Raw genomic sequence first — 21,978 nt, 5'->3', positions numbered from 1 at the left:
TATATATTCATTCGACAAGTACGTTTAAAGACCTTGCAAGTCATTTGATGAAAATAAAAATAGCCCCTCTCTTATTGTAAGAGAGGGGCTATTTACATTACTTAAATTATTTTACAATGTGAATTGGCATTCCAAGAGCAACTTCAGCTGCTTCCATTGTGATCTCACCTAATGTTGGGTGAGCATGGATTGTTTGAGCGATATCTTCAGCTGTCATTCCAGCTTCAATAGCTAAACCAATCTCAGAGATAATATCAGAAGCACCTGCACCTGCAACTTGAGCACCTACAAGAAGACCATCTTCTTTACGTGTTACAAGTTGTAGGAAACCGTCTGTGCTGTTTAATGATAATGCACGACCGTTAGCAGCGAATGGGAACTTAGATACAGTTACAGTCATTCCAGCTTCTTCAGCTTGTTTCTTAGTGTAACCAACAGATGCTAATTCTGGATCAGTGAAGCATACTGCAGGAATTCCGATGTAATCGATAGCTGATGCATGGCCACTAATTGCTTCTACAGCTACTTTACCTTCGTAAGAAGCTTTGTGAGCTAATGGTGGTCCAGGAACGATATCACCGATTGCATAGATGTTTGGTACATTTGTACGACATTGCTCATCGATTTCGATGATGCCGCGGTCAGTCATTTTAACTCCAACTTGCTCAAGACCGATTTCTTGAGTATTTGGACGACGACCTACAGTTACTAATACGTAATCTGCTTCTACAGTTTGGATTTCACCTTTAACTTCAAAGCTAACTTTTACGCCAGTTTCTGTTTCTTCAACGCCTTTAGCCATAGCTTTTGTATGGATATTTACGTTACCTTTTTTCTGTAGAGCACGTTTAACAACAGAACTCATAGCTTTTTCGAAACCAGCTAAGATTTCGTCGCCAGCTTCTACTACAGTAACTTCTGTACCGAAGTTAGCATATGCAGTACCTAATTCCATACCGATGTAACCGCCGCCGATTACAACAAGTTTTTTAGGAATTTCAGGTAAGCTTAAAGCACCTGTAGAGTTGATAACACGTTTAGAGTATTTGAATCCTGGAATTTCGATTGGTGTAGAACCAGTTGCAAGAACAGCATTTTTAAACGTATAAGTTTGAGCTGCATCTTCAGTCATAACGCGTAATGTGTTAGCATCTACGAAGTAAGCTTCACCGCGAATGATTTCAACTTTGTTACCTTTAAGAAGGCCTTCAACACCGCCAGTTAATTTCTTAACTACGCCGTTTTTCCATTCTTGAACTTTTGTAAAGTCAACTTTTACGTTCTCTGCAGTGATACCCATGTCATCAGAATGCATTGCATTCTCATAACGATGACCTGCATTGATTAACGCTTTTGAAGGAATACATCCAACGTTTAAGCATACGCCACCAAGGTTAGCTTTTTCAATGATTGCTACCTTTTGACCTAATTGTGCTGCACGAATTGCCGCAACGTATCCACCAGGACCTGCACCAACAACGACTGTATCTAATTCAATTGGGAAATCTCCTACTACCATTGTTATTACGCCTCCATTACTAATAATTGTGGGTCATTCAATAGACGTTTAATTTGGTTTAACGCTTTTTGAGCAGTTGCACCGTCAATTAAACGATGGTCAAAGCTTAGAGATAATGCTAATACTGGAGCTGCAACGATCTCACCATTTTTCACAACTGGTTTTTCAGCGATACGGCCGATACCAAGGATTGCTACTTCTGGGTGATTGATAACTGGAGTGAACCATTGTCCACCTGCAGAACCAATGTTTGTAATTGTGCAAGAAGCACCTTTCATTTCAGTTGGAGCTAGACGACCTTCACGTGCTTTACCAGCAAGATCATTGATCTCGTTAGAAATAGTGAAGATAGACTTGCGATCTGTATCTTTAACAACTGGTACTAATAGACCTTTGTCTGTATCAGCTGCGATACCGATGTTGAAGTAATGTTTATGAACTACTTCTTGAGATGCATCGTCTAAAGAAGTGTTTAACATTGGGTATTCACGTAATGCAGATGTTAAAGCTTTAACAACGTATGGAAGGTAAGTTAATTTAATACCTTTGTCAGCTGCTACTGCTTTGAACTTCTTACGGTGAGCAACAAGCTCAGTTACATCAACTTCATCCATTAATGTTACGTGAGGAGCTGTATGCTTAGAGTTAACCATTGCTTTCGCAATCGCTTTACGGATACCACTCATTTTCTCACGAGTTTCTGGATATTCACCAGCTGGAATTGGTTGTGCTTTTGGTGCTTCTTCTTTCGCTGCTGCTGGAGTAGCTTCTACTGCTGCTGGAGCCTCAGTTGCTGCTACAGTTTGTCCACCATTTGCAAATGCATCGATGTCAGCTTTCACAACGCGACCGTTCTTACCAGAACCAGCTACTTTATGAATATCTACACCTTTTTCACGAGCATATTTACGAACAGATGGCATAGCGATAACGCGCTCATTTACTACTTCTGCAGATGCTGCTGGAGTAGCTTCCGCTGCTGGAGCTTCTACTGCTGCTTCTTCAGCTTTTGGAGCTTCATCATGATCGTCACCTTTAAATTTAAGGTTTTCGTATCCAGGAGCATCAAATTTAATTAATGTATCTCCTACGATTGCAACTGTTCCTTCTTCTACAAGTACTTCAAGTACTTTACCTTTAACAGGAGAAGGGATTTCTACTACTGCTTTATCATTTTGTACTTCAAGAAGTACATCGTCTTCATTTACTTCATCGCCTGGTTTAATAAACCATTTTACGATTTCACCTTCGTGGATACCTTCACCGATATCTGGTAGTTTAAATTCAAATGCCACGGAATTCAGCCCCCTGATTCATTTCATTATTATGGAATATGTACAAAAGAAACCAGCATGTGCTGATTTCTTTTGCACATGAAAAACTAAAAATTAGAAGTTCATTACTTTGTTTACAGCTTCAACAATATCTTTGTGGTTTGGTAACCAAACGCTCTCTGCTTGAGAGAATGGGAATACTGTATCAGCAGCTGCAACACGTACAACTGGAGCTTCTAAGTTTAAGATTGCACGGTCGTTAATTTCCGCTACAACGTTAGCTGCAATACCAGCTTGTTTTTGAGCTTCTTGAACTACAACTACGCGACCTGTTTTTTCAACAGAAGCGATGATTGTTTCGATATCTAATGGTTGAACTGTACGTAAGTCAACAACCTCTAAAGAGATACCTTCTTTTTCAAGTTCTTCAGCAGCTTTTAATGCAGCGTGAACCATAGCACCGTAAGCGATAACAGATACATCTGTACCTTCACGTTTGATATCAGCTTTACCTAAATCAATTGTGTATTCGCCTTCTGGTACATCTTGACGGAATGAACGATACAATTTCATATGCTCTAAGTAGATAACTGGATCGTTGTCACGAATCGCAGAGATTAAAAGACCTTTAGCATCGTATGGAGTAGATGGAATAACAACTTTTAGACCAGGTTGTTGAGCCACTAATCCTTCTAAGCTATCAGCATGTAGTTCAGGAGTATGAACACCACCACCAAATGGAGAACGAACTGTTACTGGAGCAGTCCAACGTCCACCAGAACGGTAACGCATACGAGCTAATTGACCAGAAATTGAATCCATTACTTCAAAAACGAAACCGAAGAATTGGATTTCTGGAACTGGACGGAATCCTTCAAGTGCAAGACCAACTGCAAGTCCACCAATACCAGACTCTGCAAGTGGAGTATCCATTACACGATCTTCACCAAATTCAGCTTGTAAACCTTCAGTAGCACGGAATACACCGCCGTTTACACCAACGTCTTCACCAAACACAAGTACGTTAGGGTCATTTTTCATTTCAACGCGTAAAGCATCAGTGATTGCTTGAATCATTGTCATTTGAGCCATGGCTTACTTCGACTCCTTTTCTTTGTAAATTTCATATTGTTCAGCTAAGTTGTAAGGCATTTTTTCGTACATGATTTCCATTAAATCAGTTACTTTTTGTTTTGGAGCTTGGTCAGCCTTAGCAATTGCTTGTTTGATATCTTCTTTTGCTTCTTCGATTACTGTCTCTTCAACTTCTTGAGACCATAGGCCTTTAGCTTCTAAGAACTTACGGAAGCGTACGATTGGATCTTTTTGTTCCCATTCGTTTTCGATATCTTTTGTACGGTAACGAGTTGGGTCATCACCAGCCATTGTATGTGGACCGTAACGGAATGTTAAAGTCTCGATTAAAGTAGGGCCTTCGCCATTTACTGCGCGCTCACGAGCGAAAGCAGTTGCTGCGTATACAGCTAATGGATCCATACCGTCTACTTGAATTCCGTAAATACCTGCTGCTACTGCTTTTTGTGCTACAGTTTTAGCTGCAGATTGCTTTTCTACTGGAGTAGAGATTGCATAACGGTTGTTTTGAACAACGAAGATTGCTGGAGCTTTGAATGCACCTGCAAAGTTCATACCTTCGTAGAAGTCACCTTGTGAAGCACCACCGTCACCAGTGTAAGTAATTGCAACAGATTTTTTGCCACGTAGTTTCATACCTAACGCAACACCAGCAGTTTGGATGATTTGCGCACCGATAATGATTTGTGGAGCTAATGCATTTACATTCTCAGGCATTTGGTTACCCATGAAGTGTCCACGAGAGAATAAGAATGCTTGATATAATGGAAGTCCGTGCCATACTAATTGTGGTACATCACGGTATCCTGGTAAGATGAAGTCTTCTGCCTCAAGTGCGAAATGACTCGCTAATTGAGAAGCTTCTTGTCCAGCTGTAGGTGCGTAGAAACCTAAACGTCCTTGACGGTTTAAAGAAATAGAACGTTGATCTAATACGCGAGTATACACCATACGACGCATTAATTCTTTTAATTGATCATCAGATAATTCAGGCATAGCTGCTTCATTAACAACTTCACCGTTTTCATTTAAAATTTGTAATGTTTCAAATTGAGCTGCGATAGCTTTCATTTGCTCATCAACATTAAATAGGGTCTTTTTTGTTTTAGTACCCATTCCGTTCACCTCTTCCTCTCTTGAACCATATTCTGAAACGCTTTCACTGGCTATTTTCCAGTTTAAAAAGCGCAACGATGTAAACCAACATGTTTGTCTGTCGGTTGAGAATAATTTTGTGTACCTAACAATCTGTACTAATGTTTTTTCAGAAACATATTAATACAATCTTGATCACGTTTTTTAGTTTACAACTATTCTAATTACGATGTCAATTACTTTGAATACGTTTTTTTATAAATAATATGCAGGTTTCTACTACACAAACGTGTTTTTATTTTTTACATCTGTATTAGTAAGCATTGACCTACTGTTATATTATTCCCTTTTTCACTTATTTTTTCTCTTAGAATAATATGTAAACGATTTAATTCTCTTTAGTTTTTCTCTCTTCGTAACAAAAATATACAAACTACTCTTCCTTTTTTAGGTAAATACCTATACATTTCTACCCTCTCTTCCATACATTATAGTAACCGCAATATTAGCGGGAAATGATAAAGGAGGTCATCTCATGTACGGATACTCATATTGCTATCCAACTTGTTCATATCCTTCCTACGGTTATGGCGGTTCTTGTGGCGGGTCTGGACGCGGCTTCGCCTTAATCGTTGTGTTGTTTATTCTTTTAATTATCGTTGGTGCTGCTTGCATTCGCTAATGTAAAACAAACAACTATGGAAAGAAAAAGACGGCTTTGCCGTCTTTTTCTGTTTATCACATACATAACTACTCTATAATAGAACGATTTCCAAAATGCCTTCCCTTTCTTGCCGATGACTTTTTCCATCTCCTTTGGTAGACTAAAGAGGAAAGGAGAGATTACATATGCTTACAATGAAAGATGTTATTCGCGAAGGAGATTCTATTTTGCGCAACGTTGCAGAAGAGGTGTCATTACCGGCAAGCGAAGAAGATACAACTACCTTAAAAGAAATGATTGAATTTGTAATAAATAGCCAAGATCCTGAAATGGCTGAAAAATATAGTTTACGACCTGGAATCGGATTAGCTGCTCCGCAAATCGGTGTTTCAAAAAAAATGATTGCAGTTCATGTAACCGATGCGGACGGTACATTATATAGCCATGCATTATTCAATCCAAAAATCATTAGCCATTCTGTTGAACGTACATATTTACAGGGCGGTGAAGGCTGTCTATCTGTAGACCGCGAAGTACCTGGTTATGTTCCCCGTTATACAAGAATTACAGTAAAAGCAACATCTATTAACGGAGAAGAAGTAAAATTACGTTTAAAAGGTTTACCAGCAATCGTATTCCAGCACGAGATTGACCATTTAAATGGCGTTATGTTCTATGACCATATTAATAAAGAAAATCCATTTGCCGCTCCTGATGATTCCAAACCTCTAGAGCGATAATGATAAAGTGAAACTTTAATCAGTGGGGGGTGTTCATCCCCACTGATTATTAGCCCTCACCAATCGGGCTTTTACGGGCAGTTGATCCCCACCTAACTTCTTTGCCTTCGCTGAATTTTGAGGTGGGGGTCTTACTGCACGTTAATGCGGGATAAAAAGGCGGAAGTTAATCTTCCGCCTTTTTATTATGAAATGGGTTCCATATTCACTTACAGCAATCCAGCCCACTTTAGTCCATGGTATATACCGTCTTCACTAACATCCTTTGTCACATGATTTGCAAGTTTTTTCAAGTCTTCATGGCCATTTCCCATCACAATACCTGTGCCAACAGCTTCAATCATTTCTAAATCATTTAAGCCATCTCCAAATGCATACACTTGATCACGATTAAAACCTAACTTTTCAATGTATTTCTCAATTCCTTTTGCCTTAGAACCACCATTCGGAATGATATCCATTGAATATGCATGCCAGCGAATAAAATGAAAATCTGGATAATGATTAATAAACTTTTCCTCTTCATTTACTTCACAAAAAAGTAGTGTTTGATAAATATTACGTTCCTCATAAAAATTAGGCTCATATGTTGGATGCTCAAAGTTTAAGCTTCCAAAACCTTCTTTCACATAATCATGATATTCCACTGATGCTCTCATATCTTGATGGTCAAGATATACAAGTGGATATCCTTCTTGTTTTGCAAACTGAGTAAATTTATGTAAAGCATCTGGATGTAACGGATTATTAAATATTACCTCATCTTCAAAGACAACATATTGCCCATTAAAACTAACATAATTATGTATATTGAGTTCCTTACGAATATCTTCGAACATAAATGGCGCGCGCCCTGTCGCAATTGCTACGTGTACACCTTTTTCTTGTAAATGTTTTACTGCATCTCGTGTAGATTGCGGAATTTTTTTATCATGATCTAATAATGTTCCATCAATATCAAAAAAGACAATTTTATCATTCATTTGTCAAAATCCTTTCTGGCACTCTATATTCCTATTTTGAATATCACTTTTCAAATTCTAAAAAAAAGTATAACATATTAAACATCTGTGAAGAAAGCGTTCCCTTTCTGACCTTATTTATAAACTTTGCATATATATATTAGTAAAACATGTGGATACTTGTTCGGATGAATTTTCTTTTCCATTCTTTCTCATACTATACCTATAACTAACGGCTACTAATCGTTACTATAGAATAACTTTCACTGTATGGGAAAGGACAAGATTCACCATTCACTTTTGTCCTATCTCTCATATCAGAGATAGAGTTTTCACTAGTAATATGCATGTTTAAAATAAGGAAAGGAAGGAGTAATCATGCTGAAGAAGCTGAAGAAAAAGCTCAAGCGTTATTTAAACGATCTAGTCCGTAAAAAGACAATCGCTTAAATTGTGCCCATTTCGGGCTTTTTCTTCATTCTCATTCGAAAAAACATGAAAATCGTGACTGTTTGCTTTATAATAAGTAACAGATAATGCAAAACATAGACAAGGAGAGGTTTTCCAAATGATTTTTAAAGTATTTTATCAAGAAAAATTAACTGAGGTTCCGGTACGTGAAAATACAAAAGTTTTATATTTAGAGGCTACGTCTGAAAAGGATGTTCGTAAAAAATTAAATAAGTTCGCATATAATATTGAGTTTGTTCAGTCTGTTACTGGCGCCCATCTTGAATATGAACAACAAAACGCTGATTTAATATTAGCGGAGATTGTATAGTCATATGAAATTTCTAAAGAATGATCAGGCTGCCGTTTTTGCTTTAGGTGGACTTGGTGAAATCGGTAAAAATACATATGCTGTTCAATTTCAAGATGAAATTATTATAATTGACGCTGGAATTAAGTTTCCAGAAGACGAACTCCTCGGAATCGATTATGTAATACCAGATTACACTTATTTTGTGCGAAACGAAGATAAAATTAAAGGGTTATTCATTACACATGGTCACGAAGATCATATTGGCGGAATCCCTTACCTATTACGTCAAGTAAACATTCCGATTTACGGCGGAAAATTAGCAATTGCACTCATCAAAAATAAATTAGAAGAACACGGCTTACTTCGTAAAGCAAAACTTTACGAAATTCAAGAAGATGACGTTATTAAATTCAAAAAAACGTCTGTATCCTTCTTCCGTACAACTCACAGTATTCCAGATTCGTACGGCGTTGTTGTGAAAACACCTCAAGGTCAAGTTGTTCATACAGGTGATTTCAAATTTGATTTCACACCAGTTGGTGAACCAGCTGATTTAACGAAAATGGCTGAAATCGGTAAAGATGGCGTATTATGTCTATTATCTGATAGTACGAACAGTGAAGTTCCAAACTTTACTATGTCTGAGCGTCGCGTTGGTGATAGCATTCAAGACATTTTCCGTAAAGTAGACGGACGGATTATATTCGCAACCTTTGCATCAAATATTCACCGCTTACAACAAGTTGTTGAAGCTGCTGTTGAAAACAACCGTAAAGTAGCTGTGTTTGGTCGAAGTATGGAAGCAGCAATTGAAATCGGACAAAACCTTGGTTATATTCGCTGTCCGAAGGATACATTCATAGATTCATCTCAACTAAACCGCTTACCAGCTAATAAAGTTGTTATTTTATGTACAGGTAGTCAAGGTGAACCGATGGCAGCACTTTCACGTATTGCTAATGGTACACATCGTCAAATTCAAATCATTCCTGGCGACACAGTTGTTTTCTCTTCTTCACCAATCCCTGGTAATACAATTAGTGTAAGCCGTACAATCAACATGTTGTATCGTGCTGGTGCTGACGTAATCCATGGTAAGCTGTCGAACATTCATACGAGTGGACATGGCGGACAAGAAGAGCAAAAACTAATGCTACGCCTAATTAAACCGAAGTATTTCATGCCAATTCATGGTGAATATCGTATGCAACGTATGCATATGAAATTAGCGAATGATTGTGGTATCCCAGAAGAGAACTGTTTCATCATGGATAATGGAGATGTTCTTGCTCTACGTTCAGATGAAGCAAGTGTAGCTGGTAAAATACCATCTGGATCTGTCTATATCGACGGAAACGGTATTGGAGATATTGGAAATATCGTATTACGCGATCGTCGTATCCTTTCTGAAGAAGGACTTGTTATTGTAGTTGTAAGCATTGATATGAAAGAGTTTAAAGTTGCAGCAGGTCCTGATATCATCTCACGCGGTTTCGTTTACATGCGTGAAAGCAGTGATTTAATCAATGATGCACAAACATTAATTACAACTCATTTAGAAAAAGTAATGGAGCGCAAAACAACACAATGGTCTGAAATTAAAAATGAAATTACTGACACATTAGCTCCATTCCTATATGAGAAAACGAAACGTCGTCCAATGATTTTACCAATCATTATGGAAATATAAGAAAAAGGACAATGCCATGAAGGCATTGTCCTTTTTTCTCTCTTATCTTAAAAAGTGTTTAAAGCGATCCACTTCATCGTCATGACCAATAACAATTAATATATCTCCTGCTTGAATATTCTCCGTAGCTCGAGGGGATACGATAACTTCTTTACCTCGTTTAATTGCTACAATATTCAATCCAAACTTCGCACGAATATCTAATTCGATTAAAGAATGCCCATCAATTTTTTTATTCGCAATAATCTCTACAATACTATGCTCATCTGAAAGCTCAAGGTAGTCTAACACATTGCTTGATGCAATATTATTAGCAATCCTTTTTCCCATATCACGTTCTGGATGCACAATATGATCTGCACCTATTTTACTTAACACTTTTTCATGGTAATCATTTTGAGCTTTTACAGTAATATTTTTTACACCCAACTCTTTCAAAATCAAAGTCGTTAAAATACTTGAATTTAAATTATCTCCAATAGCAACGACTACGTGATCAAAATTTCGAATACCAAGGCTTTTTAATACCATCTCATCTGTTGAATCTGCAATTACAGCATGCGAAGCTATATTTGCAAATTCATTAATTTTATCCTCATCTGAATCGATTGCCATTACTTCCATGCCTAATTGAGCTAGTTCTCGGCAAATGCTTCCACCAAAGCGACCAAGCCCAATGACAGCAAATTCTTTTTCTTTCTCACCCACAGGAATTCCTCCAATAACTTCAAGTACTATGTATTTTCAGTGTAACACACTTTATATGCGTCACAAAAACTGTAAATATCTCTTATTTTTGTTTTTGTATATAAAAATATTGTTGCAAGTAAAAAGCGATACCAACAAGTAACATAGCAAATACAAATATATTTCCAAATGAACTAAATGTTTCAAAAACGAATAATAATGTTTCTTGACCAAAAAAAGCAAATAGAAGCTGCGTAAATGCCAATAACAGCGCCCATATGTAATGATGTTGATGGAACAAATAATGCGTTGCACCTAAAAAAGCAATAAACGAAAAGATGAAAATCCACCAATTTTCTAAAAATAGTTGCCAATTAGAAAATTGATATCCATTTACTAATATCGCAATAAGCGCGATGACTGCCATCGTCGGCACACTCCAAAATAATGCCCGTCCTCTAAAGAAACGAGTGCCTTTAACATCTCCTTTTTCATGTGCAATGTATGTTAGTACTACTGTACTTATATACAAAACAGAAAGAATCGTTAAAACGATAATGAGCCAAAAATGCAATTGATAATATTCATGTTCTATATTTGTCACGATTGCAGCTAACATACACGGAATTAACATTCCCGTCCAACCATCTACTTTTCTTTCATTCCAAAAGACCGTATTACCAATCCTTATTCCTAACAGCATAAAAATAATGATACCCAATACAAATAACGTAGTTTTATTCCCTACTAAACTCGTTGAGAAAGCAATTAATCCAATAAATAAAAAGAGTACAAACCCATTCATAATTTCTAGTACAGGTGATAAATATCTCTTCACCCATTTGTATGTTTCGTCATATTCATTATTATCTACTAGACGATAGGCGTAAAAACTTATCCCAAAATACACCGCCGCAATAATAACATACGCATATAAGACGAAACATAAAATTGCACTGCTAATTTGCACGTAATTCCCCACCCTTTTTTCTATGTTTCACATTGATTTTACACACTTTTCATACTAAAAGTAAACATATATAAGTTAGTCAAATAATTAATAATGAGCAGTGGCTAAAAAAACCCTGCTCATTATCAAAACAGTCCACTTAACTTCATTCTATTTGTATGCAAATGTCTAAAATCAACCTATACGAGCGTTACTTACACCTCAGAACAAAAGTTTTTTGGAACCTTCAAGAAAGCGGAAGTTTTATTTTCTAGTCCCTTTCCACTTTACATATTGATCTAAAAATACAATTGCCTTTTCAATCACTTCTTCGTCTGGTTTTAATTTCGCATGATGTAAACCATATTCTGAATTTACTCCAAGCCAAAACATAAATCCAGGGATCTCTCGAAGCATATAGCCAAAATCTTCACCTGTCATTGCCTCAGTACATGTAATGACATTCATATTAGTTTGTTCATGTACAAATTGCATAAATTCTCTCGTTAACTCTTCGTGATTATATACTTGGTGATACATTGCTCCGTAATCTATAACCGCCTTACACTGGAAGGAAGCTTCGATACCTGCAACAATTGCCTCAATTCTACTTTTCACACGCTTCATTGATTCCACTGATAATGTGCGAATCGTTCCTTCTAAACGAGATTTTTCTGCAATAATATTTTGAACCGTACCACCTGTAATTTTACCTATTGTAATTACCGCACTATCAAGAGGATTTACATTGCGACTAATAACAGATTGAAGCTGTGTAACAAGATGACTCGCTGCAACAATCATGTCATTTGCAGTATGTGGGTAGGCAGCATGGCCACCTTTCCCTTTTAAATCAATATATAATTCTGAAGTATTGGCAAATAACAGTCCTTCTTTCGTCGCAATTGTCCCTACAGCGTATTCTGGTGCAATATGAAGACCAAGAATTATATTTGGTTTCCATCCTTTTAACTCTTCACTTTCTAACATAGGAAGAGCACCGCCTGGCCCTTCTTCTGCTGGCTGGAATAGGAATACAAGGTCATCATCTATTCTTTCGCTCACAGCTTTCGTTAGAAGGCCTAAACCGATTGTTGTATGTACATCATGGCCACATGCATGCATCATTCCTTCATGAGTAGAAGCAAACTCATATCCAGTTTCCTCTGTAATTGGTAAACCGTCTATATCTGCACGATAACCTATTATTTTTTCTGGATTTTTTCCATTCACTTTAACGATTACACCCGTTTTCCATGTCTTCACTTCCACAAATTCATGAGGAAGTGTTCCTATATAATCTAAAATATACTGTTGTGTTTTCCATTCCTTAAATCCGATTTCTGGGATTCTATGTAAATCTCTACGGATTTGGACAAATTTGCTTACTGTCATTTTTGCACCTCTATCTATAAAAAGCGTAAGAGCCCATTTACGCCCTTACGCTTTTTTTGTTTTTTATTTCTCTGGGTTTAATTGACGAAGCTCTTGTTTAATTTCTGTTTTTGCTTTTGTCTTCTCATCAATTTCTTTAATTACACGTGCTGGAGTACCTGCAACAACTGTGTATGGAGGTACATCTTCTGTTACAACAGCTCCTGCTGCTACAACTGCACCTTTACCTACTGTAACACCCTCTAAAACAACTACGTTTGCACCAATTACTACATCATCTTCAACGATAACTGGTTTTGCAGAAGGTGGCTCAATAACACCTGCAAGTACAGCACCTGCACCTACGTGACAATTTTTACCGACTGTTGCGCGTCCACCAAGTACTGCGTTCATGTCGATCATAGAACCTTCACCAATTACAGCACCGATGTTAATTGTTGCATTCATCATAATTACAGCATTGTCACCAATTTCAACATGGTCACGAATAATAGCACCTGGCTCGATGCGAGCTTTAATACCTTTTAAATCAAGCATTGGGATTGCAGAATTACGACGATCGTTTTCTACAACGTAGTCAACGATGTGCTTATTATTTTCATCAAGAATTGTCTTAATTTCAGACCATTCTCCGAATAATACACCTGATTTTTTATTCACAAATGCTTGTACTGTTTCAGGGAATGTTACTTCTTTTAAATCCCCTTTTATGTATACCTTTACAGGAGTTTTCTTTTCACTTTTTTGAATAAACGAAATAATTTCGTTAGCGTCCATCATTTTCATTCTTGTTGCCTCCTAAATCCATTTATAATGTTACTCTACCAAACGAAAGAGCGAGTAGCAAGATAATAATCTTATTTTTGCCTTTGAATTTCTTCTATAATTTCTAAAAATGCTTGTACTTGCTTCAACTGCCTTGCCGAGTCACTTGTTAATAACCATGTTTCTCTCGTCAGTTGAACAGGTGTTTTATACATATTTTCCTGTACTTCTTTTAAAACGGTAGAAGGTAAAAGAGCATAACCTATACCGTTTAAAACGAGTTGTTTGCATGTTTCAATTTGGTCAACTACAATCGTTCGCTTAGGTGGATTAGAAAATAAACCATACCACCAATTTTGTATTTGTCCATAATAAGTCGAGTCACTTTTAAATTGAATGAACGGTCTATTTGTTTCTTTTAACATCGAAATATCTTTTATTTCTTTATCAACTAAATATAGTTCATCTTCAAATAATTGTTGCTTCTGACCTTTATATTCTTGTGATCCTCTCAGTATGGCAACATGAACGTCGCCTTCATAAAACTGCTTTTGCACTTCACTGCTCCATCCAGTAAACAGCGATATCTTTACAGAAGGATACTTATGCACAAATTTTTTCAAAACAGGAGGGAGCCAATATTGACCAATAACTGATGCAACAGCTATTTTTAACGTTCCATGCGTTTCCGTCCTAAAAACAGCTAGCTCACTTTTTATATCCTCTTCCCTTTGCAACATTTCTTTGGCATAATTTGCGACTTTTTCCCCTTCAGGTGTAATTGTCAATCCTTTTTGCGAGCGAACAAAAAACTTCATTCCCCATTGTTTCTCCATAGATTGTAATCGTTGACTCAGCGCAGGTTGAGAAACAAATAAACGTTCCGCCGCTTTTCTCATATTTGATTCCTGAGCTAACACAACCATCATTTGAAAATCATCAATTTGCAACTTTCTCCCTCTTTCCTTAGCTTCCATACACCTTATTTCAATAAGCTTTTCATCCTTAATTTAACCGAATGCTTTCATGCAGAAAATACAATTTTCCAGCTCAAACTTTCCTTATGTTTTATGTCTTTTTAAATATAATACATACACAAGTGATATGCACGAAAAAAAGTGACTTCTCCGTTTCTATGAAGTCACTTTTCTCACGTTATCGATTATGTTGCCTTACTTTCTTATTCAACAATTTTAAAATAGCTCGACGTGTTAAAATCCCCTCAAAATAGCCTTCTTCATTGACAGCGCAAATAAAAGGATGATCAATTGTCATTTCTAAAGCTTTTGCAAATGAATCTTCTAATTTAAGAACAGGTATATCTTCCTTCATCACCTGTTCTACTTTCATATCATCAAGTCTTTCAAACTCAATACGCTCTAATCCTAACATACCATCTAATATCATAGCAGTACTAATCAAACCATGTAATTTATACATTGGATCTAAGACAGGTATCGCCGAATATCCAGATTTCACAAGAACGAGTAAAGCATGTTCTAAACTATTTCCAATTTGGACATGAGCTACTTTTTCCGATGAAATCATTAAATCCTTCACAAGAATTTGTTGAAATTCATCTTTCGGAATACTAATCATATTACATCCCCCATTTTCCCTTTTTCCTGCTTATGTTCACAACTCTATTCACATTTTATGACAGCGTTTTCATATTATTATTTTGTCCTAAATTTATTTCAATAAAAATACAATCACACAGCTATTTTAGCATACAGCACAAAAAAAAGACTACCATTCCGGTAGCACTTAATACCCTTTATTTTTTAATCTGTAAAATAGCCTTGTGATTTTTTTATATTGCATCACATCTGTCTGTTTTAAACCATTCTCAATATCTGTAAGTTCCACAGCTAAAATTTCGCTTGCATAATTTTGTTGAAATAAAATATCTAGTAGTAAACTCTCTTCTTCTTTCGTTAAAACAACTTCCCTTTGCATATACCCCTCTCCTTACACTCGCATCGTTACCCTTATTATATAAAAAATTTAGCCTATTTAATAGATGTAATATTCAGTTTTTATTAAAAGATATGTAACAAACGTAAACATATAAAAAATCATTTCGTATATCGATTTGCATAGCTAAACGCTGCATAAGCATCTGGCTTAATTTTTGCAGTTAATCCCATCGCTCGAATTTTTGCTGTCATATCTAAAATAAATTCTTTTGTTAAACCATCATTGCCAATGTCTAAATGAATTTCCATTATGAATCCGGCCCCATCTTGAGCATACGGATGCAATAACTCCCATATTGTTTGTATATGAGTAGGCGTAAATAGACATGCGATTTCTTGACTAAATTGCGTTTCTAAATATATTTTCTCACGTAAAGTTGCTGGCTTATCTTTTACTGATCTATGGTGTAAACAACCCCAGGCTCCTTTTCCAACACGATGAATATGGATTGCTGTAATAAACCGCGTATCCTTTTGATGTGCTTGCGAGTCTGTCCCAATGGATAATCGATATAAATTTCGTGGATCCTTTTCAATGAAACTACAAATACGGTTAAAGACCATATCAAAATTTAAATGTCTCTCTGAAACATTGTAAAATTTATGTGCACCGTCCACATAGTCACGTCCTTTCAATTAGACAGACTTTTCGTATTCTCATTGTATGGGACAAAAACTAAAATTATAACTTCCTACCCTTTATTCGTTTCAATATTTCGAATTACAAAGTGACAAACTTGGCACGTATAAATTACATTTTGATTAGATTGAGCCGTTAATACATGAATAATCTCAGAAGAACTTTGACAATTAGGACAGATCACAACTGGTAAACGTTCCATACGATAACCTCCTAGTTATATTTCTCCTGCTATTTGCAGGATCCAACGATTGTGAGAAGTTTAGCTTCACATATTCACCCGGTTGGCGGGATTAATTATCCACATGGGTGCGCAACCTTTCATGGATTAAATTTTCATTTTAATACCATTGTAGGAAAAATAAAAAACTTCTATACATTACGCTGGAAAGTAATAGAACTAAAAAAGGTACTGCCATATGGCAGTACCTTTTTTATATGTATCAAGAAATGATATCGTAAATCTCAATTGCAACCATATCGATATTATCGAATTGATACACTTGAGGTTTTTCACCTTGTTGATACACTTCTAACTCATACATTTCACTTTTATCGAAAAATTTCACGCTACATTTGCGCTCACCGTTCACTTCAAAATAGCGTTGTGCTACTTCACCGCTTTCAGCTTGTTCTTGTAGACTAACAAGTCGAGTTAAAATTCCTTGGAGTAGAGACATGAAATCTCTCCTTTCTCTGATCTTCCTACCAATAGGTTTTACAGCTATACTCATTCTATCCGTCATAACAGAAAAAATGTTCCACAGTCTAGGATAAAGGTTATTGGCCAGAAACTCAACTAAAAATTTGTCGAAATGCGAAGGAAAAAACAGAAAGAACATATTTCCCCTTCTTTATTGCGGTTTTTATGCTGGAAGAATATAATAAAAAAACAGAAAAAAGGAGGAATTACGATGAAAAAAATTGAGGTTTATACACAACCCGATTGTCCGCCATGTATTATTGTGAAAGCATTTTTGAAGCATAATAATGTTGCATATGAAGAATTTGACGTAAAAAAAGACGCTGCTGCTCGCAATCGTCTTTTATACGACTATGATTCCTATTCAACTCCAACAGTCGTAATTGATGGCGAAGTAGTTGCAGGGTTTCAAATTGAAAAGTTACAACAGCTACTCAATATAGAATAGGAATAGGTAAATACCTATTCCTATTCTTATCCCGCTATTTGTGGGCAGTAAAACTTCCACCTAAAGATTCGGCTGGAGCAAAGAAGTTAGATGGAAAATTGATGCCCCACTGCTTAAAGTTTCACTTTATAATTGTTGCAACCTTTTTATTTCAGTTAAAAGTTCCTGGCTTTCATGATATCCTGCTAATTTCCATTTATCTTGATCCCTTTTCAAAGTTACAATTTGATATTGTCCACTTTTTGTCCGCTCATATACATATAGATTTTTATGTTCTTCATCATACGACATTTTCGTTTCTGAATTAAAAGAAAACGGCGCTTCTTTTGCCGGAAGTAAATATTCACCACTTTGTTTATCACTTCTGCTATTTTCATCTGTAAATACTTGAAGGAAATTATCTGTAAAATACGGTGATAACGTCTCTATCATCTTATTCATCGGCAAATGCTTCCCACGAATTGAAAACTGTGTTTCATAGCCTTTTTGTATCGTTGTAAATACTTCTTTCCGATCGACTTCCACTTCCTCTTTTCCTAAAACAGTCGTAACACTATAACCAACTAGAAAGGCAACACATACAAATAGAACAAGCCATATTCCATATTTCCTCATTTTTTCACCTTCCTTTTAAAAGAACTTGTCTTTGTAGTATTCATTGTAACAATGATTATGCAAAGAAAGGACAGATTTCGTTCGTAAAATCTTTACAACGATAGACAGCATTTTCATCACCATTTTCACTATTACCAATTTATGATAAAAACAAACAAAAAATGCACGAATCTCTTCGTGCATTAAAATAAAACGTCTTCTTCATATAAATATTCATAAGATAAATCTATAAATAAAAAGTTGTCATCATCAATCGGGAAAGAAAATGTTCGTACCATTTCGCCCGTTTCGATATCTGCATATAAATCTGAAAGCCTTGCCTTATTCTCAAAACGCATTTTCATGATATTCTCGAGAAAATACGGGCGCCAACTCCAGTTCTTCATATAATAATCCGGCATCGCAATCCATTCTCCATCTTTTTTCATAACATTCCCTGATTGTTGAAAACCATCTTCATTACAAATAAATATGCGAAAACTATACTGTGATACACTTTGACTAAATTGTAATAACCAATCATTTATATCTTCATTCTTTTTTTGTTTTGATAAAACATCGCCAATTCGATCGCGTAACATCTCTGTTAAATTATAAATTTTTTGTAACTTCTTCTTTTCATGCTGAATAAACTGATGACATTCATTACCAAGTCGCTCTTTCAAAACATTCGTCTCAATAAAATCAGGTAAACATTCTTTCAAATAATTACCTTGATAATATCTTCCGCCGTTTTTCCAAGCATATTGCAGTTGATAAAAAGCATCTATTTCTTCATATAACAATGTTGCACCAATTCTTCTAGCAAGTAATGATAAAGAATATAAAATATCTTGATAAGATTGTAAAAGTGCAGTTTGTCTTAAGTTCGTTAAATCTACTTTTAAAATATCAGGTGCTAACACGCTAATACGCTCTAAATTACTTGTACCCGTTCCGACCTTATTAATCGAAATTTGAATACCATATGTACGATAATACATAAGCAAATGATTAAATTGCTCTATATCTTCTTTACATTCATGCTCTGTAATCTCTAAAACAATATGCTTTAAATTTAAACCTTGTTCTTCATACCTCAATAAAAGTTGAAGTAAACTTTCATCGTCATCATTCATTAATACATTCGCATTCCGATGTATAAATAATAATAATTTTTGATCGCTTTCTAAATAACGATTTAAAGCTTTTTCTACTATAATGTTATCCGCTTCCAGTTGAAATTCACTTGGAATTGAATCATCGTGAAAGAAAGAAGCTAAACTTTGCATGCCCTCTTCTGTTTGAATACGTCCTACTACTTCATATCCAATTACAGTATGCTCATCAGCACTAAAAATAGCTTGATAATAAGGAAGGACTTTATCCAAGTTACTCATTACATCTAATGCATCTATCAACGTGCTTCCCTCCCTTTACTTTTCAAAAATTATAACATGATATTTACGGAAAAATAATAAAAAATCCCTTCAGTTTTCCTGAAGGGATTAGAGGGGTAAAATGCTAAGGGGAATTAGCAATTCTACTATGAAGAAAAAAGAGGTCTTAAATATACCGTATATATGACCTCTTGTAAACACTTTTCTTTCATATGTCACAATTCCGTCACATTTAACCGTAAAAAAATGAATCTAACATTCATTTTTTATCCCTTTTAAAATGGATATTGATGTAAATGTTGCCCTCCATCCATTGTCATGCAAGTTCCATTTATGTACGCAGCTTCATCTGAACATAAATAATAGGCTAGACCTGCGATTTCTTCTGGCGTACCCAGTCTTCCAAGCGGAACACTTTGTATCGTACGCTTAGCCATTTCTTCCGAAATCCATAATTTATCCGCACCACCCGTACGTTCAATTGGTCCTGGTGCGATGGCGTTAACTCGTATTCCATATTTACGTCCCCACTCAACAGCAAGCGTCTTCGTCATCGCTAATACGCCCGCTTTCGCTGCAGCCGAATGAATAACTCCCGGACCTGCATCCCATGCATATGTTGCTACCATGTTAACGATATTTCCTTTTATACCTTTCTCAATCCAATATTTCCCGACAGCTTGACTACAATAAAATGTACCATTTAACACAATATTAATTACCGAATTCCAGCCATTTACAGATAAATCTTCTGCTGGACAAATAAAGTTTCCAGCTGCATTATTTATTAAAATATCAATTCGCCCAAATTTCTCATCGATCTGTTCAATCATTTTCTGAATGTCCTCAGTATTTCTCACATCCATTTGTACAGGTAATACTTGCCCTGGAAATTGTTCAATTTCTAACTTTGTTTCCTCTAATTTTTCTTTTGTACGTCCTGTAATAACTACTCGTGCCCCTTCTTTTGCAAAACGAGTCGCCATTCCTTTTCCCATTCCGCTCGATCCACCTGTTATAATAACTACCTTTTCTTTCACATACATCCCCTCCCAAAAATGAATACACATTCATTTTATCATTTTATTTAATAGAAATCTTTATATTTTTAAACTTTTCTGATATTTTAATGTAAAGAACTTTCTTTTTATTCATTTTTTTCGTAATCTATACTACTTTTTTATTATGTAAAATATATTTTAAATAAACTGAAAGGAGATTTGAGTATCCTATAAATAGAATAAAAACATTGAGGTATACTCATATTTTTATGAAGCACATTACAAGAAGAAATTTTTTAAAAATTGGTATGCGTACTTGTCTCTATTCATTTATAACCAGTAGCATCGGATACTACTATGCTAAATATATAGAGCCCCATTTCATTTCTTTTACACAACACACATTAAAATCACAACTCATCCCAAAAAGTTTTCATGGTATGAAAATTCTTCAATTCAGCGATTTACATCTCGGATACTATTTCTCGCTTCAACATTTATCTCAAGTTGTTTCTAAAATTAATGCTGTAAATCCAGATATTGTCCTTTTTACTGGAGATCTCATTGATAATTACCAAACGTATACTGACACTCCTTTCGTTGCATCCATTTTAAAAAATATACAAGCCCCCTTCGGTAAATTCGCTATTTATGGTAACCATGATCACGGTGGATATGGAACTGAATACTATGAGCACATCATGCGTGAATCTGGATTTGAACTATTGCTAAATAGTGAAAAAAGAATCCGTCTAATGGATAATAGTGAAATTTCTATTTTCGGTCTCGATGATATACTATTAGGCAAACCAAAAATAGAGCAAACATTGCAACATGCACAGCGAAATACTTATAACATCGTTCTTGTTCACGAGCCAGATATCGCGCCACAAATTTCCAAATATCCAATCGACTTGCAACTTTCTGGTCATAGCCATGGCGGACAAGTACAAATCCCTTTTTTAGGAGCTATTATTACACCAGCACTCGCCAAAGACTATATTGAAGGCTTCTATACGATTCAGGATTTAGTTCTCTATGTCAATCGGGGCCTCGGAAGAACACGTGTCCCATTCCGTTTTATGTCAAAACCTGAAATTACACTTTTTACGCTCCAACATTCGTAATAATTCGCCTATTTTCTTACATATCCTTTCTTGTACGCGCTCATCCACGTTTCGTTTACCATATGATACAAGTGAGTCCAATAAAGGAGGTATGTTCATGTATCCATATTATCAACCAATCCCAGTCCGTTCAGCACCTATTGGTCCAGTAGGCGACTCACGCTTCTTCCCGTTCTTTGGCGTTCCCTTTCTAGCTGGAATTGCTGGTGGATTGCTCGGTGGAGCATTAGCTTTCGGCCCTCGACCATTTTACCCACCTTATCCACCACCTTTCCCGCCGCCAGCACCTTATCCTTGTTACGGTGGACCATGTCAACAACCATACTATTACTAAGTTAAAATAACGATTCTTTCAAATGTTATTCTCTTAACGAGCCACCTTATTACACGCTTATAATAAAACTATTGTTTCTACTCATCCTTCCATTTTTGGAGCATATGAGTAGAAAAAAGTAAAAACCTCTTCATGTTGAAGTGAACCCGAATAG

Annotated in this window: 25 protein-coding genes; 7 read left to right on the top strand and 18 right to left on the bottom strand. The window is 36.0% G+C overall.

What is annotated here, in order from left to right:
* Positions 1-106 precede the first annotated feature (106 nt).
* The 4 genes from lpdA to pdhA all read right to left on the bottom strand — a co-directional run bounded on the left by lpdA (position 107) and on the right by pdhA (position 5,004).
* Positions 107-1,519 (bottom strand): dihydrolipoyl dehydrogenase, encoded by a 1,413-nt coding sequence (gene lpdA / locus COK05_RS23415; RefSeq protein WP_000260104.1) that lies wholly within the window; start codon positions 1,517-1,519, stop codon positions 107-109.
* A 5-nt stretch (positions 1,520-1,524) separates the two neighbouring features.
* Complete coding sequence (gene pdhC, locus COK05_RS23410; protein ID WP_098614460.1) at positions 1,525-2,814, bottom strand: pyruvate dehydrogenase complex dihydrolipoyllysine-residue acetyltransferase; 1,290 nt, start codon at positions 2,812-2,814, stop codon at positions 1,525-1,527.
* Between the two features lie 93 nt (positions 2,815-2,907).
* Positions 2,908-3,885: a pyruvate dehydrogenase complex E1 component subunit beta gene (pdhB, locus tag COK05_RS23405; RefSeq protein ID WP_000068163.1), complete on the bottom strand. Its 978-nt coding sequence runs from the start codon at positions 3,883-3,885 to the stop codon at positions 2,908-2,910.
* Between the two features lie 3 nt (positions 3,886-3,888).
* Entirely contained in the window at positions 3,889-5,004 is a 1,116-nt protein-coding gene (gene pdhA / locus COK05_RS23400; RefSeq protein WP_000536895.1) for a pyruvate dehydrogenase E1 component subunit alpha, read from the bottom strand.
* 514 nt (positions 5,005-5,518) lie between these two features.
* On the opposite strand from pdhA, the gene COK05_RS23395 reads away from it, so the two are divergent.
* The gene (locus COK05_RS23395) at positions 5,519-5,665 is read left to right on the top strand and encodes a YjcZ family sporulation protein (RefSeq protein WP_000274562.1); all 147 of its coding nucleotides are present in this window, start codon (positions 5,519-5,521) and stop codon (positions 5,663-5,665) included.
* Between the two features lie 167 nt (positions 5,666-5,832).
* Positions 5,833-6,387, top strand: coding sequence for a peptide deformylase (gene def, locus COK05_RS23390; RefSeq protein WP_098614459.1), 555 nt, complete (start codon positions 5,833-5,835; stop codon positions 6,385-6,387).
* A 209-nt stretch (positions 6,388-6,596) separates the two neighbouring features.
* Here def and COK05_RS23385 read toward each other — a convergent pair whose 3' ends face one another.
* Positions 6,597-7,370 (bottom strand): Cof-type HAD-IIB family hydrolase, encoded by a 774-nt coding sequence (locus COK05_RS23385; RefSeq protein WP_098614458.1) that lies wholly within the window; start codon positions 7,368-7,370, stop codon positions 6,597-6,599.
* 547 nt (positions 7,371-7,917) lie between these two features.
* Between COK05_RS23385 and COK05_RS23375 the strand changes: the two genes are divergently transcribed.
* Positions 7,918-8,130, top strand: a complete 213-nt coding sequence (locus COK05_RS23375; protein ID WP_098614457.1) for a DNA-dependent RNA polymerase subunit epsilon — start codon at positions 7,918-7,920, stop codon at positions 8,128-8,130.
* A gap of 4 nt (positions 8,131-8,134) precedes the next feature.
* A complete protein-coding gene (gene rnjA / locus COK05_RS23370) occupies positions 8,135-9,802 on the top strand; it encodes a ribonuclease J1 (protein ID WP_098614456.1) in 1,668 nt (555 codons plus the stop codon).
* Between the two features lie 42 nt (positions 9,803-9,844).
* Here rnjA and COK05_RS23365 read toward each other — a convergent pair whose 3' ends face one another.
* From COK05_RS23365 to COK05_RS23320, 10 genes are all read right to left on the bottom strand, one after another.
* Positions 9,845-10,510: a potassium channel family protein gene (locus COK05_RS23365; protein ID WP_000504032.1), complete on the bottom strand. Its 666-nt coding sequence runs from the start codon at positions 10,508-10,510 to the stop codon at positions 9,845-9,847.
* 82 nt (positions 10,511-10,592) lie between these two features.
* On the bottom strand, positions 10,593-11,459 hold the full coding sequence (locus COK05_RS23360; RefSeq protein ID WP_098614455.1) for a cytochrome C oxidase assembly protein: 867 nt from the start codon (positions 11,457-11,459) through the stop codon (positions 10,593-10,595).
* 243 nt (positions 11,460-11,702) lie between these two features.
* Positions 11,703-12,833, bottom strand: coding sequence for an N-acetyldiaminopimelate deacetylase (locus tag COK05_RS23355; protein WP_098614454.1), 1,131 nt, complete (start codon positions 12,831-12,833; stop codon positions 11,703-11,705).
* A gap of 63 nt (positions 12,834-12,896) precedes the next feature.
* A complete protein-coding gene (gene dapD / locus COK05_RS23350; RefSeq protein ID WP_000783241.1) occupies positions 12,897-13,619 on the bottom strand; it encodes a 2,3,4,5-tetrahydropyridine-2,6-dicarboxylate N-acetyltransferase in 723 nt (240 codons plus the stop codon).
* Between the two features lie 71 nt (positions 13,620-13,690).
* On the bottom strand, positions 13,691-14,575 hold the full coding sequence (locus tag COK05_RS23345) for a LysR family transcriptional regulator (RefSeq protein WP_098614453.1): 885 nt from the start codon (positions 14,573-14,575) through the stop codon (positions 13,691-13,693).
* A gap of 178 nt (positions 14,576-14,753) precedes the next feature.
* The gene (gene cbpB, locus COK05_RS23340) at positions 14,754-15,197 is read right to left on the bottom strand and encodes a cyclic-di-AMP-binding protein CbpB (RefSeq protein WP_000623581.1); all 444 of its coding nucleotides are present in this window, start codon (positions 15,195-15,197) and stop codon (positions 14,754-14,756) included.
* Between the two features lie 168 nt (positions 15,198-15,365).
* Positions 15,366-15,557 (bottom strand): antirepressor AbbA, encoded by a 192-nt coding sequence (abbA, locus tag COK05_RS23335; RefSeq protein ID WP_001188692.1) that lies wholly within the window; start codon positions 15,555-15,557, stop codon positions 15,366-15,368.
* Positions 15,558-15,676: 119 nt separating this feature from the next.
* Complete coding sequence (locus tag COK05_RS23330; protein WP_098614452.1) at positions 15,677-16,195, bottom strand: ribonuclease H-like YkuK family protein; 519 nt, start codon at positions 16,193-16,195, stop codon at positions 15,677-15,679.
* 74 nt (positions 16,196-16,269) lie between these two features.
* Positions 16,270-16,419, bottom strand: coding sequence for a hypothetical protein (locus tag COK05_RS31425; RefSeq protein ID WP_098614451.1), 150 nt, complete (start codon positions 16,417-16,419; stop codon positions 16,270-16,272).
* Between the two features lie 241 nt (positions 16,420-16,660).
* Positions 16,661-16,897, bottom strand: coding sequence for a YkuJ family protein (locus COK05_RS23320; RefSeq protein ID WP_000055151.1), 237 nt, complete (start codon positions 16,895-16,897; stop codon positions 16,661-16,663).
* A 234-nt stretch (positions 16,898-17,131) separates the two neighbouring features.
* Here COK05_RS23320 and COK05_RS23315 point away from each other — a divergent pair, with 234 nt between their 5' ends.
* Positions 17,132-17,368 (top strand): glutaredoxin family protein, encoded by a 237-nt coding sequence (locus COK05_RS23315; protein ID WP_098614450.1) that lies wholly within the window; start codon positions 17,132-17,134, stop codon positions 17,366-17,368.
* A 126-nt stretch (positions 17,369-17,494) separates the two neighbouring features.
* Here COK05_RS23315 and COK05_RS23310 read toward each other — a convergent pair whose 3' ends face one another.
* From COK05_RS23310 to fadH, 3 genes are all read right to left on the bottom strand, one after another.
* Positions 17,495-17,983, bottom strand: a complete 489-nt coding sequence (locus tag COK05_RS23310; protein ID WP_001233804.1) for a DUF3993 domain-containing protein — start codon at positions 17,981-17,983, stop codon at positions 17,495-17,497.
* Between the two features lie 182 nt (positions 17,984-18,165).
* Positions 18,166-19,383 (bottom strand): EAL domain-containing protein, encoded by a 1,218-nt coding sequence (locus COK05_RS23305; protein ID WP_098614449.1) that lies wholly within the window; start codon positions 19,381-19,383, stop codon positions 18,166-18,168.
* A 254-nt stretch (positions 19,384-19,637) separates the two neighbouring features.
* Entirely contained in the window at positions 19,638-20,402 is a 765-nt protein-coding gene (fadH, locus tag COK05_RS23300; RefSeq protein WP_098614448.1) for a 2,4-dienoyl-CoA reductase, read from the bottom strand.
* Positions 20,403-20,632: 230 nt separating this feature from the next.
* On the opposite strand from fadH, the gene COK05_RS23295 reads away from it, so the two are divergent.
* Together COK05_RS23295 and COK05_RS23290 are read left to right on the top strand one after the other, a co-directional pair.
* The gene (locus COK05_RS23295) at positions 20,633-21,490 is read left to right on the top strand and encodes a metallophosphoesterase (protein ID WP_098614562.1); all 858 of its coding nucleotides are present in this window, start codon (positions 20,633-20,635) and stop codon (positions 21,488-21,490) included.
* Between the two features lie 97 nt (positions 21,491-21,587).
* Positions 21,588-21,824, top strand: coding sequence for a hypothetical protein (locus tag COK05_RS23290; protein ID WP_000283738.1), 237 nt, complete (start codon positions 21,588-21,590; stop codon positions 21,822-21,824).
* The last annotated feature ends 154 nt before the right edge of the window (positions 21,825-21,978 follow it).

This window comes from Bacillus cereus (assembly GCF_002567495.1).
Lineage (GTDB): Bacteria > Bacillota > Bacilli > Bacillales > Bacillaceae_G > Bacillus_A > Bacillus_A cereus_AQ.
This window is presented reverse-complemented; position numbering and strand designations above follow the sequence as displayed.